Below are 19,613 nucleotides of genomic sequence, written 5' to 3' on the forward strand. Positions count from 1 at the left end.
CCGAGCCTTTCGGACCGGGCCCGGCAGGGCGCAGTACAGGCCCTGCGCCCTGCCTTCGGAACACCCGGTCACCAGAGGACCGGCAGCTCCTTGATTCCGTAGATCCCGGACCCGTCGCGGAACTTCAGCTCCTCGAAGGGGACGGCCAGCCGCAGGTCGGGCATCCTGCGCAGCAGCGTCTCCAGGGCGATCTGGATCTCGGCGCGGGCCAGCGACTGGCCCACGCACTGGTGCAGGCCGTATCCGAAGGCCATCTGGCCGCGCGCGTCACGCGTCACGTCCAGCGTGTCCCCGTTCGCGAACATGCGGTCGTCGCGGTTGGCGGAGGACAGCATGCACAGCACGCCCTCCCCTTCCTTGACGAGCTGCCCGGCGATCTCGACGTCCTCCAGGGCCACCCGGCCCAGTCCGTGCTGCGCGACGGTGAGGAAGCGCAGCAGCTCCTCCACCGCGCCCTTGACCAGTGAGGGGTCGTTGCGCAGCAGGTCCAACTGCTCGGGGTGGCGCAGCAGAGTGAGGACGGAGAGCGCGACCATGCTGGCCGTCGTCTCGTGCCCGCCCAGGAGCAGCAGCAGACCGCTGCCGGTGACCTCCTCCACGGTGAGATCGCCGGTCTCCAGGAGCTGGCTGATCAGGCCGTCGTCGGGCTGCTCCTGCTTGGCCAGCGTGAGCTTGTACATGAATTCCATGAGTTCCTGGCGCGCGGTCGCCATCTCCTCGGGGCTGGCGTCGTAGTCCAGCAGAACCCGGCCCCGCTCTTCGAAGAACTCGTGGTCCCTGTAAGGCACACCCAGAATCAGGCAGATGACCGCGGAAGGAACCGGCAGGGCGAACGCGGCCATCAGGTCCGCGGGGCCGCCGTCGGCGATGATCGTGTCCAGCGCCTCGTCGACCAGCTTCTGGATCTCCGGGCGCAGGGCATCGACGCGCTTGGCCTTGAAGTCCGGGGTCAGCATGCGGCGCCGGCGCAGGTGCTCCTGCTCGTCGATGAATTCGGCCGAGCTTCGGGACGCGGCGGCCAGCGCCTTGAGTTCCGCGCTGACGAGCGGGAAGCCGGGGCGGGTGGCGTCCGCGCTGAAACGCCTGTCGGTCAGCACGCTGCGGACTTCCTCGTAACCGGCCACCATCCAGCATTCGTCGCCGAACGGCAGATCCACCCTGATGATCGACGCGTCCTTCGTCGACTCCCGGTAAGCGGGCGAGGGGTCCATCGGACAGCCGGTCCGCGGGGCGGGCACCGCCAGATTCTGCGAGATGGTCATACGGGTCTCCTTCGTCGTCCGCCCGTCGGTGCGGCTGTGGAATGAAGTGCCGGTCCGACCAGCCGCGCAGGGGTCCCTGGACCGGGCGCGAGGGCCGGGCGGGAAGCGGCGGGACGGCAGCGGGGGCTCGACGGGCACATGGCCGCATTGCAGTTCGAATATCCGACCGGGCCGCCCCTAACCTCAACCACTATCCGGCCCCTCAAGGCCTCGGCGGGCGGGCGCCCTTCGGCGCGGCACGGCGGCCCCTGCGGGCATGGGCCCCGCGGCCCGGTCGCGGGGTGGCGTGCGGGACCGCGGCGGCCCTGCACGGCCGCCGCGTCCGGTTCCGCGATCAGCCGTGTGCGACGGTCACCACGTGACCGGCAGCGCTGCGGGTGCGTACGCCCCGGCCCGGTCGCGGAAGGTCACTTCCTCGAGCGGCACGGCCAGCCTCAGCCCAGGAAGCCTGCTCAGCAGTGTCCCGAGGGCGATCTGCAGCTCGGTGCGGGCGAGCAACTGACCGATGCACTGGTGCGGCCCGTGCCCGAAGGTGACGTGGCGGCGGGCCTCGCCGCGCGTCAGGTCCAGGTCGTCCCCACCGGGGAAGACCGCCTCGTCCCGATTGGCCGTGGACAGCATGCACAGCACACCCTCTCCGGCCCTGATCAGCTGCCCGCCGATCTCGACGTCCTGGAGGGCCACCCGGGGAAGCCCGTTGGACGCGAGGGTGGCGTACCGCAGCAACTCGTCCACGGCCCCCTTGATCAGCGAAGGATCCTGCTGCAGCAGGGTGATCTGCTCCGGGTGCTGCCGCAGGGCGATCACCGAGAGAGAGATCATCCCGGCCGTCGTCTCGTTCCCCGCGAGCAGGAGCAGCAGGCCCGTTCCGGCGATCTCCTCGACCTTCAGCTCGCCCCGCTCCACGAGATGGCTGATCACGCCGCCGTCCGGGTTCTGCTGCTTGGCCAGCGTGAGCTTGACCAGGTATTCCATGAGGTCCTTCTGCGCCATCATCATGGCCTCGGGACCCGCGGCCGCGTCGAGCAGGACGTGGCTGCGCTGCTGGAAGAACTCCTGGTCCTCCACGGGCACTCCGAGCATCAGGCAGATGACTCCCGACGCCACGGGCGCGCCGAACCGGGACACCAGGTCGAGCGGCCCGCCGTCGGCGATCATCCCGTCGAGCGCCTGGTCGACGATGCGCTGCATCTCCGGACGCAGGGCATCGATCTCCGATGCCTTGAACTCTGCGGTGAGCATGCGGCGCCGGCGGGAGTGCTCCTGCTCCTCGAGGTAGTCTTCCGCTTCTCGTTCCGTGCTGCGGTTCACCGCCACCAGTGCCTTGACCTCCTCGTTGGTGATCGGGAACCCGGGGCGCGTCGCGTCCGCACTGAAGCGCGTGTCCGTCAGGACGGCGCGGACCTCCTCGTAACCGGTCACCATCCAGCATTCGTCGCCGAACGGCAGGTCGACCCGGATGATCGATGCGTCCTTCGTCGCCTCGCGGTAGACGGCCGGAGGGTCGATCGGGCAGCCGGTCCTCGGGGCGGGCACCGCCAGGTTCTGCGAAGTGTTCATGCCTGTTCTCCTTGATTTGGCGCCTCGTCCGGGCACGGCAGCAACGGGCGTCCCCGTCGGACGGCCCATCTGAGGGAAAGCGCGGCCGCGCGAGACCGCGCCGGCCGTCAGGGGAAGGGGGGTGGCGATGGATTCGACGGACGCACCGTCGAAGACCCGGATCGAGGATCCCGGCGGTACCACCCCTACCAGCAACCGATATCCAACCCCTCAGGGCTTGGCCCAGGGGGTCTTGACGCCACTCAGGACGTGTTGGCCAGTCCCGAGGTACCCGCAAGGTTCGTCCCTGCGAACAGGTCACCGAGGTCGGCACGGCTGCGGACACCGAGCTTGCGGTAGACACGGGTGAGGTGCTGCTCCACGGTGCTCTTGGTGATGAACAGCTTGCGCCCGATCTCGCGGTTGGAGTGGCCGACCGCGGCCAGGGCCGTCACCCGGCGCTCGGCCGCCGTCAGGCTCACCGACCCCTCGTCCTCGTCCTGGCTGCAGTCCGATCCGCCCTCACCTTCGCAGGACTCGTCGCGGAACAGTCGGCGGAAGAGCGCGTCCGCAGCGCAGTTGTCGGCCACGGTCCGCGCATGGCGGGCCACCATGCGCGCCTTGGCCGGTGCACCGAGGTCGTGCAGCGCACGGCTGCGGTCGGCCAGCGCCCGGATGAGTTCAATCTGACTCCCGCAGGACTCCAGCAGGTTGACCGACTCCCTGAGCAGTGCGGAGCGCTGGTCCAGCTCACTCGACGCCGCCATCAGCCGCAGTGCGACACCACGTGCCCGGGGTGTGCTTCCGCCGGGCCTGCCCAGCTGCTCCCGTACGAGGGCACGCGCCTGGGTGGGGTTGCCCAGAGCGAGGTGGGCCTGAGCGGCGGAACTGCGCCACGGAAGGAAGGTGGGTGTGTCCGCTCCCCACTTCTTGGCGAGTTCGCCGCAGGTCAGGAAGTCGTCGAGGGCGGCGGCCGGCCGGTCGACAGCGAGGTGGTAGTGGCCGCGGGCGTGGGTGTAGAGCAGGCCGTGACGGGTCTCGAACATGCCGACGGGTACGTCGTGGTTGAGCCATGCACCCGCCAGGCCGCTCTTCCCCGAGGCAGTCGCGGCCAGGACCAGAGCGGAGAGCGGTGAACCGATCGCGACGCCCCAGCCCGAGTGGGAGATCGCCGAGAGTGCGTCGCGGGCGTACTGCTCGGCGACCGGGAGCGCCCCCTGATGGAGCGCGACTTCCGCCCGGATTCCTGCCAGGATGGCTGCGACCGTCCCCCGCACGTGCGAACCGGCCTGCTGGAGCAGCACGTCGCACCAGAAGAGCGCCCGGTCCGGCCTGTCGCCGTAGACCAGAGTCAGCAGCGCCGCCTCCAGCGCCTCGACGCCGGTCGTGCTGGAGCGGCACCCCCGCAGGATCTCCTCCGCCATGGCCAGCGCGTGCTCGTCAGGCCCTTCCGCCATGACGGTGCCGAGCAGTTCGAGGGCGTACGAGGACGGGCTGACCTGGCGGGGCTGGAGCCCTCGGCGGGGCGGGCGGCGCGGGCCGCCGGACACCGTTCCCCCGTCCAGCGCCGGAACGGTGTGCCGCAGCCAGTGCCGCACGACGTGGAGTTCGTCCTCGACACGCGGGTCTTCGGCGTAGGGACCCTCGGACAGTGCTACGAGGGCCTCCCCCGCCTCGTCGAACTGCCCGTGCCACGCCAGGTATTTGACGGTCCAGGCAGCATCGGCGCCCTTGAGGTGGCCGGCCCGGAGGGTGTCTACCAGTGCGTCGAGCCACGGAGCGACCATCCGGGGGTCGATCTGCCAGCCTATCTTCACGCGCGCCATCAGCACTGCGGCCCGGTCGCGTTCGGTGCATGCGCTCTGGCCGGCCAGGCGCAAGCAGTCGAGACTCATTTCCTCGTGGCCCGCCTCCATCGACCGGTACGCCGCGTCGAGCAGCGTGCGGCCCGCCCACGGCTCGGTCACCGAGGCCGCCAGGAGGTGCTGTGCCACCACGGTCGCAGGTGCTCCGTCGTCGTGGAGCAGCCGGGCTGCACGGCGCCGCAGGTCCGCCTTGGCCACCGCGTCCACGTGCTCCAGGATGGCCTTGCCGACGGCGGCGTCGCGCAGGGTGCCGTTCTCCAGCAGGCCCGCCGTGTCCAGCGCCGTCATGACCTGGTCGACCACGTCGGCGCCCCGACCGACCAGGCAGGCCACCAGTGAGGGCGTGGCCGACTCCCCGAGGACGGCGACACCGGCCGCCACGTCGAAGAGCTCGGCCTCGTCCCGGTAGGCCCAGGCGAGGGCGGCCTTGGTGAAGGCGGTGCTCGCCACCGCTTTGGAAGGCTGCTGCGGGTCGAGGCGGCGCGCGTCACGGCTGTCCGCCAGCAGGGCGTGCACGAGCAGCGGGTTGCCTCCGCTGACGGCGTGGAAGTCCGCCACCAGGTCGGGCGCTTCCACGGTGTCCACATGGTGCTCGATCACCCCGGCGATGCCGTCCCGCGACAGGGGCAGCAGCCGGAGCTGGCGAGCCTGGGGGTGGCGCAGCAGTTCGGCGTGGAAGGCCGGAGGGAGCATCTGCGGGCCCGTGGACTCGCAGAGCACCATCATGAGCGGCGCCGTACGGAGCCTGCGGACGAGGTAGAGCAGGCAGCGCAGGGAAGCGGCATCGGCGAGCTGCACGTCGTCCACCGCTACCACGACGAGCTGGCTGCGGGTCTCCCGGCACATGGCGGCGAAGAGCCGGTCCTCGAACTCGGCGGCCCCCTTGCTGCTGCGGGTGGCCGCGCGGATCTCCTCTTCGTCGTCCGACCCCAGGAACAGCTCCTTGATGACCGCGAGGTCGACCCCCGACGCGGAGACCGAACCCGAGGCGCTGAACACCTGGGCCCCGGCATCGGCCGCGCGACGCAGGAACACGTCGAGCAGTGCGGTCTTGCCTACCCCCGGCCCTCCGCCGATGAGGACGACACCGCCTTCGCGCCGCTGGACGCCTGCCAATACGTCCGCGAGCAGGTCCATTTCCTCATCACGTTCGAAAAGCTCCGCGACAATACCGCCAGCCACAATCCCCACCCGTTTATCCATAATCAATTGAGAACCGCTTGAGCATCACTAGAATTCGAATGCAATTTCAATTGATTCGACTGTACCGAGATGGGCCCCTGCCTCCAACCCCTACCTTCGCGCCGCAACCCCCTACCCCTCTCTGACCTGCATTTTCACTCGGTACAGGCATCCCCCTACCGACTTGGCACCGGGTCTGAAGGAACAAGGGGACAGGATGGCCGGAAGGCAGATACGCCGCTGCCCGCCCCCTTGAAACAGGGGGCGGGCAGCGGCGTATCCCGGAGCTCGCCCGTCAGACCTCGACGGTCATTTCGAGTTCCAGTGGCAAATCATCCCGTCTGGCGACCTTCAATTTCTTGTAGACACGGGTGAGGTGCTGTTCGACTGTGCTCTTCGTGATGAACAACCGCAGGGAGATCTCGCGGTTCGTGTAGCCGTTGGCAGCCAGTGCGGCGACCTTGCGCTCGGAGTCGCTGAGCTCTTGCGAGCGCGCGGGGGCGGCCTCGTCCGGACATGCCGCGGGGGACGGCGCCTCGGGCGGCACCACCGGGTCCGGGGACTCGACGCGGCAGGCTGCGGCAGGGCGCACGGCGCGGTCCGCGCCGTCTGCCGGCTCGGCGCGGCGCAGCAGGGACGCCGCCCCGCATTCCTTCGCCAGACGTGTCGCCCGGCGGCGGGCGACGGCGGCGCGGCGGGGCTCGCCGGCTTCCTCGTGGGCGTCGGCCAGGTCGAAGAGGACCCGGGCGGTCCCCAGGCCGTCACGGGCCTTGCGCAGTTCGCCGAGGGCCTCGTCGAGCCGTGCCACCCGTGCGTGCTGCTCGCCGGCGAGGGCCATGGCGTGCAGGGAGATGCCCCGGATGCGAGGGGAGCCGTCGGCGACCATGGTCAGCTGTTCCGTGGCGAGTCTCAGCGCTTCCCCCCGCTCCCCCAGTCGCAGCAGCGCCTCGGCGGCGTCCGTACGCCACGGCAGCAGGCCGGGGCGGTCCACCCCCCAGAGCCCGGCCAGCCGCCCCGCCGCCTGGAAGTCCCTCAGCGCGGAGTGGTACCGGTGGTTGGCCATGTGGTACAGCCCGCGCGCCCTTCGGTAGCTGAGCCAGTGCACGCTGCCGGGCAGGGACCGCGCCATCGGGCGACTGAGGTGGTGAGCCGCCTCGTCGAGCTCGCCCCGGGCGATGTTGACCGCCACCAGGTGGGCGACCGCCGCCCCTTCGAAGGCGGACCGGTGCCGCTGAGGCATGGCGGTCAGACAGGCCCGCAAACCCTTCTCGGCCGCCTCGAGGTCTCCCCTGTGGACACCGGCCTCGGCACGCAGGGCGGCGAAGGACGCCTCCCAGCCCGGGGTGCCCCGGCCCGCCGACTTCCGGAGGAACGTGTCGCACCAGTGCAGGACTCGGTCGGCGGCGCCGTTGTACAGCAGCGACTGGATCGCATTGAGCAGCAGGTCGAGCGTGAAGTCCGTCAGCGGGGTGATCTCCAGAAGGCCCTCGGCGCTGGCGATGTACTGCTCCGGCCCCCCGGGCCGCTGCGTCTCCCAGGGCTTGGCCGGTCGCCTGGCCGCCGTCCGCCCCTGTGTGCGCGGCGGGGTCGGTACGGTGTCCGGACCGCCCCCTTCCTCTCCTTCTCCGTCCGGACTCCTGCGCGCCGGCCCGACCGGCGGCCAGAACCCCGGCTCCCGGACGCTCTCCCAAGGCGCGCAGATCTCGCCCCCGGGCGCAATGGCGTCCTCCGTCGCGCGGTCGTCCGCCACGGCACAGTCGATGACTTCGCGTGCTTGATCGAGCCAGCCATGGGCAAGGAGCAGCTCGGCGAAGGACTCGACGGTCGCCGCCGGCATGGGGCAGACCCGCAGCCTCTCCAACACCTCGAGGAGATGCAGTTCGGCGGCCGCCGCGCTGATGCGCCGCGCGATGAGGGCGAGCCTGATCCTGATCTCGATCCGGCGCCGCGGGTCCTCACAGGCGCTGTGGGCGAGTTCCAGGTAGGAGACCGCCTCCTGGACGTGGTCGTCGAGCAGTACTTGTTCTGCTGCTTCCTGCAGGACTCCCACCCCCCAGACCTTGTCGGCCCTCCCTGCCTGGAGGAGGTGCTCGGCCGTGACGTACGGCGGCGCCCCGCAGGCGTGCAGCAAGTCGGCGGAACGCAGGTGGAGTTCGACGCGCAGCTCCGGTTCCAATGCGTCCAGGACGGCGTCCCGTGCGATTCGGCTGCGGAAGGAGTAGTCCCGGATGATGCCCGACTCGCCGAGCGCGTGCAGGCTCTCGGTCAACTGTTCGCGGCCGAGGTCCAGCAGCTGGGCCAGCAGCTCCCGGTTGACGAACTCCCCGAGGACGGCCAGACCGATGGCCACCTGGCGGCTGCGCTCACCACCGCGCTCCAGGCAGGCCAGCAGCGCGTCCCGGAAGACCTGCCCGGCCTGCGGCTCCGCGGCGGGCCGGCCCGTGCCGGTACCGGTGTGGGCCCGGTGATCTTCGACGAGCGCGCGCAGGAGCAGGGGATTGCCGCCGCTCAGCGCGTAGTAGCGGTCGACGACCTTCGCGTCGAGCCGCCCGGGCCACGCCTCCGCCAGCACTTCCTGGACGCCGCCACGGCCGAGCTGCGGCAGCCGCACACGCATGAAGTTCGGCTGCCTCAGAAGCTCTCCGCCGAAGGCCACGTCCTGGCGCCCGCCGGCCACCGGTTGCGTGAACACCATGAGAAGAGGGGCCGTGCGGCAGTGCCGGGCCAGGTGCAGCAACTGCCTCAGGGATTCCTGGTCCCCGTGCTGGACGTCGTCGACCGCGAGCACCACGGGCGCGGTTTCGGAGAGTTGCCGCACCGAAGCACAGAATTCGCGCTGCAATTCATAGCGCTCGGTATCACGGCGAAGCTGCTCACATACTCCTTCGCCCTGCTCACCGGAAAGATCCGCGCTCAGTGCGCGAAAACGCCGAGCGAGTTTCTCGTAAAAGGAAGTTCCGTCGACGATGTTCCGGAGCAGGCTCAACGGAATTTCAGACTCTTGGGCGACGGCAGCCGTTTGCAGGACCACCGATCCGGAAGACTCCGCAAAGTCCGTCAAGGCTGCCAAAATTTCACTTTTGCCGCAGCCTGCGGCTGCTTCCAGCAGGACTGTTGCAGACCTTCCGGACGAACACACCGCATCGTGCGCGGATATCAGCTGTTTCGTTTCTTCAGCTCGTCCGAACAGCACCATGGATAAAAGAACCCCCGGAGTTGAGTCGTCCAGACCACCCCCGTGTGGCCGGACACTCGGACCGAGCGGCCGGAGGACCCGGGGGCCTCTCACCGCACGCTCGAACCAAACGACAGACAACATCAACATCCATGCACTGTCAACCGACCTTTGAATCGCCGACGTGCCCCCTCCGATACCTTCGGTCGCGCGAATCAGCCAGATGGGTCACGTCCGGGCCGACCTCACCCGGGCACACAGGAAGAATGGATGAATTCAAGCCAAGAACGAATCGATCGCGCCATGGCAACGTCCCCCTCCCTTGAAGAAGTAACCAAAATTCCTTAGCGCTTCCTTTAAGGTCCTCCGCCCGCCGGACCGGCCGACGCGCCTCAGGCGACCGTCGAGGCGACGCGCGCGATGGCGTCGATGACCCGCGCCGCCTGCTGGTTGAGATAGAAGTGGCCGCCCGGGTACGACTGGAGCTCGAACGTTCCGGCGGTGTGCTCCTCCCACGCCTGCGCTTCCTCCCGCGAGACCTTCGGGTCGTCCACACCGAAGTGGGCCTGAATGGGAGCCTGGAGCTTCGGCCCCGCCTCGTAGCGGTAGCTCTCGGCCGCCTTGTAGTCGCTGCGGATGGCCGGCAGGACCATCCGCAGGATCTCCTCATCGCCCAGCACCGCGGCCTGGGTGCCGCTCAGCGACTGGATCTCCCGGATCAGGTCGTCGTCGGACCGGAGGTGGACCCGCTCGTCGCGGTGGCGCGACGGAGCGCGGCGGCCCGAGGCGAAGACCGCCAGCGGCACGATGCCCTTGGCCTCCAGGCGCAGGGCCACCTCGAAGGCGAGCGTGGCTCCCATGCTGTGGCCGAAAATGATCATTGGCCGATCCGCCCAGGGCAGCAGCGCGTCCGTCACCGCGTCGGCGAGGTCCGCGATGTTGTCGATGCCCGGCTCGTCACGACGGTCCTGCCGGCCGGGGTACTGCACGGCCACCACGTCGAGGCCGGGCGCGAGCGCCTTGGACACCGGGAAGAAGTACGGGGCGGAACCGCCGGCGTGCGGAAGGCAGACCAGCCGCACCTTCGCGTCGGGCGCGGGGTGGAACTGACGCATCCACAGGTTCTCGTCAACGCCGTTCGCGGTCATGGCAGTTCCCTTCGTCACACAAGGTCCGTGGCGCCGGCCGCCGGCCACACCACCACCGCCGTCGCACCTGAAGAGATCTTGAGTGGCCCCCCGGGCCGCCACAACCCCTCATCACCGACCCACCCACCCCTACGGGCCGACGGCAGCCCCGGTCCCGCACACCCGCCTCACGCACACATCTAGGGGGCGGCTAGGGGTTTCGCCGGGCAGTGGTTCAGATCACTCTGGAGCGGTGCGGTTGCCGACGCCGGGTCGAACCGATACCGCGGGAAGGCAACAGGAATGAGTGAGACCCACCACCCCACGCCCCGCGGAGTCGCGCTGCCTCCTGCCCACGACGGCAGGCTGATGGCCATCAGCGACCTGCACGTGCGCCACGAGCGCAACCGGGACATCGTCCGTGACCTGCGGACCGACTCCCCGGCGGACTGGCTCGTCGTGGCCGGGGACGTCGGGGAGACCGTGTCCGACATCGAGAACACCCTGTCCGTGCTGCGGGAGCGGTTCGCCCAGGTGGTCTGGGTGCCGGGCAACCACGAGCTGTGGACCGACCCGGCCGACCCGGTCCAGCTGCGCGGCGAGGACAAGTACCGCCACCTCGTGGACATCTGCCGTCGACTTGACGTGATCACCCCGGAGGACCCGTACCCGGTGTGGAACGGAGAGGGCGGACCCGCCGTCGTCGTCCCGCTCTTCGTCCTCTACGACTACAGCTTCCGGCCGCCCGGCGCCTACTCGAAGGAGCACGCGCTACGGCTGGCGGACGAAGCCGGTGTGGTCTGCACCGACGAGTTCCTCCTGCACCCCGATCCGTACCCGACCCGGGAAGCGTGGTGCCGCGCCCGACTGGCCCTGACCCGGGACCGTCTCGACGCGCTGCCGCCCGGTCTGCCCACCGTGCTGGTCAACCACTTCCCGCTGGTCCGCGACCCCACGAGGGTCCTGCGGTACCCCGAGTTCGCCCTGTGGTGCGGCACGACCGGGACCGCCGACTGGCACCGCACGTACCGTGCGGCCGCGGTGGTCTACGGACACCTGCACATCCCGCGCACCATCCACTGCGACGGAGTGCCCCACCACGAGGTGTCCCTCGGCTACCCGAGGGAGTGGGAGCGGCGCGCGACACCGCCGGGCCGCCCGGTCCAGATCCTGGGGAACGCCACGGCGGTGGCCGCTGCCCGTACCTGGTAGCGAGGAAGAGGGAAAACATGATCGAAGAAGTGCTGCCGTCCCACGTCCGGGCCTTCGAGGCGTTCGAGCACGTGCCGTTCGCCACCCTGCACCCCCAGGAGGCGACCCTCGTGGCCAGGGCGGTCGAGAGCCGCCGGCTCGAGTTCGCCACCGCCCGGTACTGCGCCCACCAGGCGCTGAGTGCTCTGGGCGCCCCGGAGGGCCCGCTGCTCGCCACCCCCCGCGGGCTCCCGGTCTGGCCCGACGCGGTACGCGGCGCGATCACGCACACGACCGGCTACCACGCGGCGGCGGTCGCCGACGCCTCCCGCGTCGCGGCCCTCGGCATCGACGCGGAGCCCGACCGGCCGCTTCCCCGCGGCGTGCTGGAGAGCATCGCCCTGCCGGAGGAAATCGCCCAGGTCGGACAGCTCACCGCGCGGCACCCCGGAATCAACTGGGACAAGCTGCTCTTCAGCACCAAGGAAAGCGTCTACAAGGCGTGGTTCCCGCAGACCTCGCTCGCGCTGGAGTTCGAGGAGGCGCTGATCCGGATCGACCCGGTCCGCCGCACCTTCTCCGCCCGCGTGCTCCCTCCGGCCCTGGTCGCCGCCCACCCCGACCTCAGCACCTTCGCCGGCCGATGGCTCGTCCGCGAGGGAATCGTGCTCACCGCGATCACCGTGGACACCCCCACCACGGGTGGCGGTCCGGTCGGCCACCACCCCGACCCGGCGCTCACGCGCCCCCCATCACATTCGTGAGGAGCCCATGCCGTCCGGCACTTCCCCGGCCGCTGACCGGACCACCCGGTTCCACACCTCGGCGGCCGCCAATGTCCGCCTCAGACGGTTGGTCGACCGCGGCGCACGAGTCCTGCCCCTGCTCGTCGACCGGCCCACCGAATCGGGGCTCGACTCCGACATGCCGTCGGCCTACGGGCAGGTGGCCCGCACCGGGGTCGCCCTCGACTCGATCGACGACATGCGGGTGCTGCTGAGCGGCATCCCCCTCGACAAGGTCGCCCTGTCCCTGTCCGTGGACGCCGCGGCCGCGCCCCTGATCCTGCTCTACCAACTCGTCGCGGAGGAGCACGGCGTCCCCGCCGAACGGCTGCGCGGCTCGGTCCGCAACGACGTGCTCAAGGAGTTCATCACCCCCGACGGAACGTGCCTCTTCCCGCCGGGTCCCTCCATGCGCCTGACCCGGGACCTCCTGGGGTACTGCCGGACGGCCCTGCCCCGCTGGGACGTCGTGTCCGTCTGCGGCCACGAACTGGCCGAAGCGGGCGCGGACCCGGCTCAGGAGGTCGCCTTCGCCCTCGCCAACGGCATCGCCTACGTCCGTACGGCGGTGACCGCGGGCGTCTTCGTGCCACGGCTCACCTTCTGCCTCTCCGGCAGCGGGAACCAGGCCGAGGTCCTGGCGAAGTTCCGGGCTGCCCGGCGCATCTGGGGCCGGGCCATGACCGAGCACTTCGGGCCCGACCTGGCCGGCCGCGCCGTGCTCCGCTGCCACGTCCCGCCATCCTGGAGCGTGGCGGCTGCCCGCACCGGCCGGCCGTGGCTGCGCACCGACGCCTCCCAGGAGATCGAGGCGTCCGCGCTCCGTCTGATGGACAGCATCGAACGTCTGGGCGGCGCCGTACGGGCCGTCGAGTACCGCTTCCAGAGCACCGCCCTGCCTCCGGACAGCCGCCCGGTCGGCCCGTCCGGCGTCGAAGCGCCCGGGCCCGAGGCCCGGGCCACGCACCTGCGGCAGAGCGAACGGCTGGCCAAATTGCGCGCCTGGCGCGTCCAGCCGACGGTGGACGAGGCCTTGGCCGACCTGCGCGAGGCCGCGCGCGGCGACCGCAACGTCATGCTCCCGATGCGGGCGGCCCTGGCGGCCAGTGCCACGGTGGGCGAGATCTGCGAGACCCTCCGCGGGGTCTGGGGCACCTACCAGGCCCCGCCCGGACGTCGCTGAGGGCCGTCCACGCCGTCCACCCCCTGCGCCGTCCCGACCCCGTGCCGGGACGGCTGCCGCACGCCGGGGCTCAGGTCCGCTCCCGCTCCTTGGTGTCGGTGCCGCCCCGGCCCGCGGACACCGCCGACAGCGCGGTGGCACCGTGCAGCCCGTACGAGGCCGGAGTACCGGCCGCCGCGGCCTCGCCCCCCGCAGCCGCGCGGGCGGGCGCGAGCGATCCGTCCCCCGCCCCGGTGTCGGCGGCCGTCTCCCGGCCCACCGGCATCGGGCGGTGCCGGTAGCGCGGCGGAACCAGCCCCTCCGCCCAGCGCGGCGCACGCGGGGTGAAGCGCGGCAGGAGCAGCAGGATCAGGCCCACGGCGCTCAGCGCCGCGATCGCCAGCACGATCCACATCGTGGCCGAGTGCACCGAGTAGGCCACGGTGCCGAAGGCGATCAGGCCCGACCAGAAGTACATGATGAGGACCGCGCGGCTGTGCGAGTGCCCGAGCTCCAGCAGTCGGTGGTGGAGGTGCCCGCGGTCGGCGGCGAAGGGCGACTGACCCTTCCAGGTGCGCCGCACGATCGCCAGGACCAGGTCCGCCATCGGGATCGCGATGATCGTCAGGGGCAGGATCAGCGGGATGAAGACCGGGAGCATCGCGTGCGTCGCGTTGCGCTCGCCCTGGGCGTACAGGGCCATGGCGTCGGGGTCCACCTGACCGGTGATGGAAATGGCGGCCGCGGCCAGCACGAGGCCGATGAGCATCGAGCCGGAGTCGCCCATGAAGATCCGGGCGGGATGCATGTTGTGCGGCAGGAAGCCGAGGCACATGCCCATCAGGATCGCGGCGAAGAGGGTGGCGGGCGCGGCCGCCTCGATGCCGTAGCCGAACCAGATCCGGTACGCGTACATGAAGAACGCGGCCGCGGCGATGCAGACCATGCCGGCGGCGAGGCCGTCGAGGCCGTCGACGAAGTTCACCGCATTGATGGTGATCACGACGAGGGCCACGGTGAGCAGGTTGCCCTGCCACTGGGTGAGCGCGACCGTGCCGATGAAGGGCACCGGGATCCACAGGATGGTCAGGCCCTGCATCACCATCACGCCGGCGGAGATCATCTGCGCGCCGAGCTTGATGAGCGCGTCGATCTCGAACTTGTCGTCGAGTACACCGATCAGCCAGATCAGGGCGGCGCCGGAGAGCAGCGCCCGTGGTTCGTTCGACAGCTCGAAGACGCCGTTGAGGTTCGTCAGGTGGTCGGCGACCAGCAGTCCCGCGCACAGACCGCCGAACATGGCGATGCCGCCGAGCCGCGGTGTGGGCTCGCGGTGGACGTCGCGGGCGCGGATCTCCGGCATGGCCCCGGCCGCGATCGCGAACTTCCGCACGGGCCCGGTCAGCAGGTAGGTCACCGCGACCGTGACGCAAAGCGTCAGCAGATATTCACGCACGGGCTGCCCCAGATGTATCGCCGGCCATCTCAGCCCCACACATTAGCCGCGATGTCCCCTTCACCAAGGACGCGAGGGGGCGGTATCCCGGTTGCGGCACACCCCTCTTGTACCACTTACTCCCCGTATGGGGGAAATCCCGTCGTCAGCTCACTGACCTCCGTACGTGTTTTCACGCCATCCCCGGCCAGCGCCGCGGCGAACAATGCCGCGATCCTGACCATCTCCGCCTCCCCCATCCCCTGGGTGGTCACGGCGGCCGTTCCCAGCCGCACGCCGCGCTGGTCCCCGTACGGGAGGGCGCAGGTGTCCAGCACGATCCCCGCGGCCGCCAGCCGGCCGCGGGCGGTCGGGCCGTCCACACCCAGCGGCGCCGGATCGGCGGTGATCAGGTGCGTGTCCGTGCCACCCGTGGTGATGGCGAACCCGCGCTCCTGGAGGGCTGCCGCCAGGGCCCGGGCATTGGCGACGACCCGGTGGGCGTACGTGGTGAAGGCCGGCCGGGCCGCCTCGCCGAAGGCCACGGCCTTGGCGGCGATGGTGTGCATCTGGGCCCCGCCCTGGGTGAAGGGGAACACCGCCCGGTCGATGCGCTCGGCGTACTCGGCCCCGCACAGCACCATCCCGCCGCGCGGACCGCGCAGCACCTTGTGCGTGGTCGCGCAGACGATGTCGGCGTACGGGACGGGGCTGGGCGCGGCCCCGCCGGCCACCAGCCCGATCGGATGGGCGGCGTCCGCGATGAGGTAGGCCCCCACCTCGTCGGCGATCTCCCGGAAGGCCGAGTACTCGGGGTGGCGGGAGTAGGAGATCGAGCCGCACACGATCGCCTTGGGCCGGTGCGTGTGGGCGAGGTGCTGCACCTGCCGGTAGTCGATGAGACCGGTCTCGGCGTCGAGCCCGTACCCGACGAAGTCGAACCACCGCCCGGAGAAATTGGCGGGCGAGCCGTGCGTGAGGTGGCCCCCGTACGGGAGCCCCATCGCCAGCACGGTGTCCCCGGGGCGCAGCAGGGCGGCGTACGCGGCGAGGACGGCGGAGGAGCCGGAGTGCGGCTGCACGTTCGCGTGCTCGGCCCCGAAGAGCGCCTTGGCCCGCTCCACGGCGGTCCGCTCGGCCAGATCGGCGTACTCGCACCCGCCGTGGTGCCGGGCGCCCGGGTACCCCTCGGCGTACTTGTTGGCGAGTGCGGACCCGAGCGCGGCGAGCACGGCGGTCGAGGTGAAGTTCTCCGCGGCGCTCAGCTGCAGCGTCTCGGCCTGCCGCTGCCGCTCCCCGGCCAGTACGTCGGCCATCTGCGGGTCCTGCATGCGCAGCAGGTCCGTGGGCTGGGTGATGACGCTCATGGCGCGGCTCCAGGGGTACCGGGGAGGTACCAGCCACTTTAGGCCCGCGGACCCCGCCGTGCCCTGTCGGCGCGGGGCGGGCCCCTCCTCGGTGCGGCCTCGACCCCTCGTCCCCGGGGGCCTGCGGGCTGCGCACCGCTGCGCCGGCCTGCGGCCGGCAAAGGCTCAGCGTGCGGCCGTCACGCCCGTCAGGGCGGTCACGACCGGGTCCAGCGCCTGGTTGATCTCGTCGCCGATCGAGCGGAAGAAGGTGATCGGCGCCCCGTACGGGTCGTACACCTCGTCCGCGTCCGGCGACGGCGCCAGCAGCCAGCCGCGCAGCGCCGCGGCGGCCCGGACCAGCGACCGGGCCCGCTCCGCCATGCCGTCGTCCAGCGGCGGCAGCGTGGCCGGATCTATCGCCCGGACCAGGCGGGTGAACTCCTTCAGCGTGAAGGTGCGCAGACCCGCCGAGTGGCCCATCGAGATGACCTGGGCCCGGTGGTCGCGGGTGGCGGTCAGCACCAGGTCCGCGCGTATGACGTGCTCGTCCAGCAGCTCCCGTCCGGTGAATCCGGACGCGTCGGCCCCGAAGTCCGCCAGCACGGCGGCCGCGTTCGCCTCCATCGGGGCGCCCTCGTGGCCCCAGGTGCCGGCGCTCTCCACGATGAGGTCGCCGGTGACGGGGCCGCCGAGGCGGTGCGAGAGGGCATGCCTCGTCAGCCGCTCGGTGATGGGCGAGCGGCACACGTTCCCCGTGCTGACGTGGAGTATGCGGAAAGTGTTTCCCCCGGCTACCGGCGGGCGGTACCCCCCTGCTATGCCACGCCCCTCAGGGCTCACGGGGCGACCTCGAGGTCGGGTACGACCTCCCGCAGCTGGTCTGCGGTGAGCGCCCCCTCGCGGAGCAGGACGGGAACCTTCCCCGTGACGTCGACGATCGACGACGGCTGGATGCCGGGCGTCGGGCCGCCGTCCAGGTACACGGACACGGAGTCCCCGAGCATCTCGCGCGCGGCGTCGCAGTCCTCGGGCGCCGGGTGCCCGGACAGGTTGGCCGAGGACACCGCCATCGGGCCGACCTCGGTCAGCAGCTCGATCGCGACGGGGTGCAGGGGCATGCGCACGGCCACGGTGCCCCCGGTGTCGCCCAGGTCCCACGCCAGCGACGGCTGGTGCTTGGCGACCAGCGTCAGCGCGCCCGGCCAGAAGGCGTCGACGAGCTCCCAGGCCTGCTCGGAGAAGTCCGTGACGAGGCCGTGGAGCGTGTTCGGGGAGCCGATGAGCACCGGGGTGGGCATGCCGCGGCCCCGGCCCTTGGCGGCGAGCAGGTCGTGGACGGCCTCCGGGCTGAAGGCGTCCGCGCCGATCCCGTACAGGGTGTCGGTGGGCAGCACGACGAGCTCGCCGCGGCGCACGGCGGATGCGGCTTCACGCAGACCCGTCTTACGGTCCGTCGCGTCGTTGCAGTCGTATCGCCGGGCCATCAGCGGGCCTCCTCGTGCAGCAGGTGGGTGGCGGAAATCGTCGCGCCGGTCACGGCAGTGCCTTGCGGGCGGTCGCGAAGCGCGGGCGGTTGTTGAGGTCCGGGTGGTCGGCCGCGTCGGCCCAGCCCCGCTCCTCGGCGAAGATCCACGGCACCTGGCCGCCCTGGGTGTCGGCGTGCTCGATGACGACGATGCCGCCGGGCCGCAGCAGCCGGTGAGCGGTGCGTTCGATACCGCGGATGGTGTCGAGGCCGTCCTCGCCGGAGAAGAGCGCCATCTCCGGATCGTGGTCGCGGGCCTCGGGGGCGACGTACTCCCACTCGGTGAGCGGGATGTACGGCGGGTTGGAGATGACCAGGTCGACCTGGCCGTCGAGCTCGGGCAGCGCGCTCAGGGCATCGCCCTGGTGGACGGTGACCCGCGAGCCCTCGGCGTTCTTGCGGGTCCACCGCAGGGCGTCCTCGGACAGCTCGACCGCGTGCACGCGCGAGCGCGGCACCTCCTGGGCCATGGCCAGCGCGATCGCGCCGGAGCCGGTGCACAGGTCCACGATCAGCGGCTCGACGACGTCCATCGCGCGGACGGCGTGTATGGCCCAGTCCACGACCGATTCGGTCTCGGGGCGGGGCACGAAGACCCCGGGCCCGACCTGGAGCTCCAGGTACCGGAAGAAGGCGCGGCCGGTGATGTGCTGGAGCGGCTCGCGGGCCTCGCGGCGGGCGACGGCCTCCCAGTAGCGGGCGTCGAAGTCCGCGTCCTTGACGTGGTGCAGTTCCCCCCGTTTGACGCCGTGCACGAAGGCGGCGAGCTCCTCCGCGTCGAAGCGCGGTGAGGGCACGCCGGCGGCGGCCAGCCGCTGGGTGGCCTGGGCCACCTCGGCAAGCAGCAAGTTCACGCTGGTCCTCCGGGCTGCTGTCGTACGGGGGGGGTGGTACGGGGGTCGGGTCAGTGCGCGGCCGCGAGCTTGGCCGCGGAGTCCGTGTCCACGCAGGCCTGGATGACCGGGTCGAGGTCACCGTCGAGCACCTGGTCCAAGTTGTACGCCTTGAAACCGGTCCGGTGGTCCGAGATCCGGTTTTCCGGGTAGTTGTACGTGCGGATCTTCTCGGAACGGTCCACGGAGCGCACCTGGCTGCGGCGCACGTCCGAGGCCTCCTGCTCGGCGGCCTCCTGGGCGGCGGCGAGCAGCCGCGACCGCAGGATGCGCATGGCCTGCTCCTTGTTCTGGAGCTGACTCTTCTCGTTCTGGCAGGAGGCGACCACACCGGTGGGGAGGTGCGTGATGCGCACGGCCGAGTCGGTGGTGTTGACGGACTGGCCGCCGGGGCCGGACGAGCGGTACACGTCGATGCGGAGGTCGTTCATGTTGATCTCGACCTCGACCTCCTCGGCCTCCGGGGTGACGAGCACGCCGGCGGCGGAGGTGTGGATACGGCCCTGGGACTCGGTGGCCGGCACCCGCTGGACGCGGTGCACGCCGCCCTCGTACTTCAGGCGGGCCCACACGCCCTGGCCGGGCTCGGTGGCGCCGTTGCCGCCCTTGGTGCGGACGGAGACCTGGACGTCCTTGTAGCCGCCGAGCTCGGACTCGGTGGCGTCGATGATCTCGGTCTTCCAGCCCACGCGCTCGGCGTAGCGCAGGTACATGCGCAGCAGGTCACCGGCGAACAGGGCGGACTCGTCGCCGCCCGCACCCGCCTTGACCTCCAGGAGCACGTCCTTGTCGTCGCTGGGGTCGCGCGGAACGAGCAGCAGGCGAAGCTTCTCGGTGAGCTCTTCGCGCTGTGCGGTCAGTTCCTTGGCCTCGGCCGCGAAGTCGGGGTCGTCGGCCGCGAACTCCTTGGCCGTCTCGATGTCCTCGGCGGACTGCTTCCAGGCGCGGAAGGTCGCGACGATCGGGGTCAGCTCCGCGTAGCGCTTGTTCAGCTTGCGCGCGTTGGCCTGATCCGAGTGGACCGAAGGGTCGGCGAGCTTCTTCTCAAGATCGGCGTGTTCGCCGACCAATTCCTCGACCGCTTCGAACATCGGGGGACTCCTGGGGTGAAAGTGCGAAGGAC

The 19,613-nt window shown here is 70.9% G+C and carries 14 protein-coding genes; 3 read left to right on the plus strand and 11 right to left on the minus strand.

Annotated elements, in window-relative coordinates; all coding sequences use genetic code 11:
- Positions 1-68 precede the first annotated feature (68 nt).
- The 5 genes from IE257_RS35555 to IE257_RS35575 form a co-directional block, all read right to left on the minus strand.
- Positions 69-1,262 carry a cytochrome P450 gene (locus tag IE257_RS35555; RefSeq protein WP_189973983.1) on the minus strand — a complete coding sequence of 398 codons (1,194 nt, stop codon included), beginning with the start codon at positions 1,260-1,262 and terminating at the stop codon, positions 69-71.
- Between the two features lie 351 nt (positions 1,263-1,613).
- Positions 1,614-2,822, minus strand: a complete 1,209-nt coding sequence (locus IE257_RS35560; protein WP_189973984.1) for a cytochrome P450 — start codon at positions 2,820-2,822, stop codon at positions 1,614-1,616.
- A gap of 242 nt (positions 2,823-3,064) precedes the next feature.
- Positions 3,065-5,869: a helix-turn-helix transcriptional regulator gene (locus IE257_RS35565; protein WP_268251454.1), complete on the minus strand. Its 2,805-nt coding sequence runs from the start codon at positions 5,867-5,869 to the stop codon at positions 3,065-3,067.
- Positions 5,870-6,143: 274 nt separating this feature from the next.
- Positions 6,144-9,173 carry a helix-turn-helix transcriptional regulator gene (locus IE257_RS35570; RefSeq protein WP_308433301.1) on the minus strand — a complete coding sequence of 1,010 codons (3,030 nt, stop codon included), beginning with the start codon at positions 9,171-9,173 and terminating at the stop codon, positions 6,144-6,146.
- 242 nt (positions 9,174-9,415) lie between these two features.
- Entirely contained in the window at positions 9,416-10,171 is a 756-nt protein-coding gene (locus tag IE257_RS35575; protein ID WP_189973987.1) for a thioesterase II family protein, read from the minus strand.
- A 282-nt stretch (positions 10,172-10,453) separates the two neighbouring features.
- Here IE257_RS35575 and IE257_RS35580 point away from each other — a divergent pair, with 282 nt between their 5' ends.
- From IE257_RS35580 to IE257_RS35590, 3 genes are read left to right on the plus strand one after another with little or no spacing between them, the layout of a single operon-like run.
- A complete protein-coding gene (locus IE257_RS35580) occupies positions 10,454-11,362 on the plus strand; it encodes a metallophosphoesterase family protein (protein WP_189973988.1) in 909 nt (302 codons plus the stop codon).
- Between the two features lie 17 nt (positions 11,363-11,379).
- Positions 11,380-12,105, plus strand: coding sequence for a 4'-phosphopantetheinyl transferase family protein (locus tag IE257_RS35585; protein WP_189973989.1), 726 nt, complete (start codon positions 11,380-11,382; stop codon positions 12,103-12,105).
- A 7-nt stretch (positions 12,106-12,112) separates the two neighbouring features.
- Positions 12,113-13,309, plus strand: coding sequence for a methylmalonyl-CoA mutase family protein (locus IE257_RS35590; RefSeq protein ID WP_189973990.1), 1,197 nt, complete (start codon positions 12,113-12,115; stop codon positions 13,307-13,309).
- 70 nt (positions 13,310-13,379) lie between these two features.
- On the opposite strand, the gene IE257_RS35595 is transcribed toward IE257_RS35590, so the two are convergent.
- The 6 genes from IE257_RS35595 to prfA form a co-directional block, all read right to left on the minus strand.
- Positions 13,380-14,744 carry an MraY family glycosyltransferase gene (locus IE257_RS35595; protein WP_189973991.1) on the minus strand — a complete coding sequence of 455 codons (1,365 nt, stop codon included), beginning with the start codon at positions 14,742-14,744 and terminating at the stop codon, positions 13,380-13,382.
- 116 nt (positions 14,745-14,860) lie between these two features.
- Positions 14,861-16,090, minus strand: a complete 1,230-nt coding sequence (gene glyA / locus IE257_RS35600) for a serine hydroxymethyltransferase (protein WP_189973992.1) — start codon at positions 16,088-16,090, stop codon at positions 14,861-14,863.
- A gap of 165 nt (positions 16,091-16,255) precedes the next feature.
- The gene (locus IE257_RS35605) at positions 16,256-16,912 is read right to left on the minus strand and encodes an arsenate reductase/protein-tyrosine-phosphatase family protein (protein WP_189973993.1); all 657 of its coding nucleotides are present in this window, start codon (positions 16,910-16,912) and stop codon (positions 16,256-16,258) included.
- The gene (locus IE257_RS35610) at positions 16,909-17,556 is read right to left on the minus strand and encodes an L-threonylcarbamoyladenylate synthase (protein ID WP_030386960.1); all 648 of its coding nucleotides are present in this window, start codon (positions 17,554-17,556) and stop codon (positions 16,909-16,911) included. The genes IE257_RS35605 and IE257_RS35610 overlap by 4 nt, the downstream gene beginning before the upstream one ends.
- A gap of 49 nt (positions 17,557-17,605) precedes the next feature.
- Positions 17,606-18,451, minus strand: a complete 846-nt coding sequence (gene prmC, locus IE257_RS35615) for a peptide chain release factor N(5)-glutamine methyltransferase (protein WP_030008688.1) — start codon at positions 18,449-18,451, stop codon at positions 17,606-17,608.
- Positions 18,452-18,501: 50 nt separating this feature from the next.
- Complete coding sequence (prfA, locus tag IE257_RS35620; protein ID WP_189973994.1) at positions 18,502-19,581, minus strand: peptide chain release factor 1; 1,080 nt, start codon at positions 19,579-19,581, stop codon at positions 18,502-18,504.
- Between the last annotated feature and the right edge of the window lie 32 nt (positions 19,582-19,613).

This window comes from Streptomyces avidinii (genome assembly GCF_014650695.1).
Lineage (GTDB): Bacteria > Actinomycetota > Actinomycetes > Streptomycetales > Streptomycetaceae > Streptomyces > Streptomyces avidinii.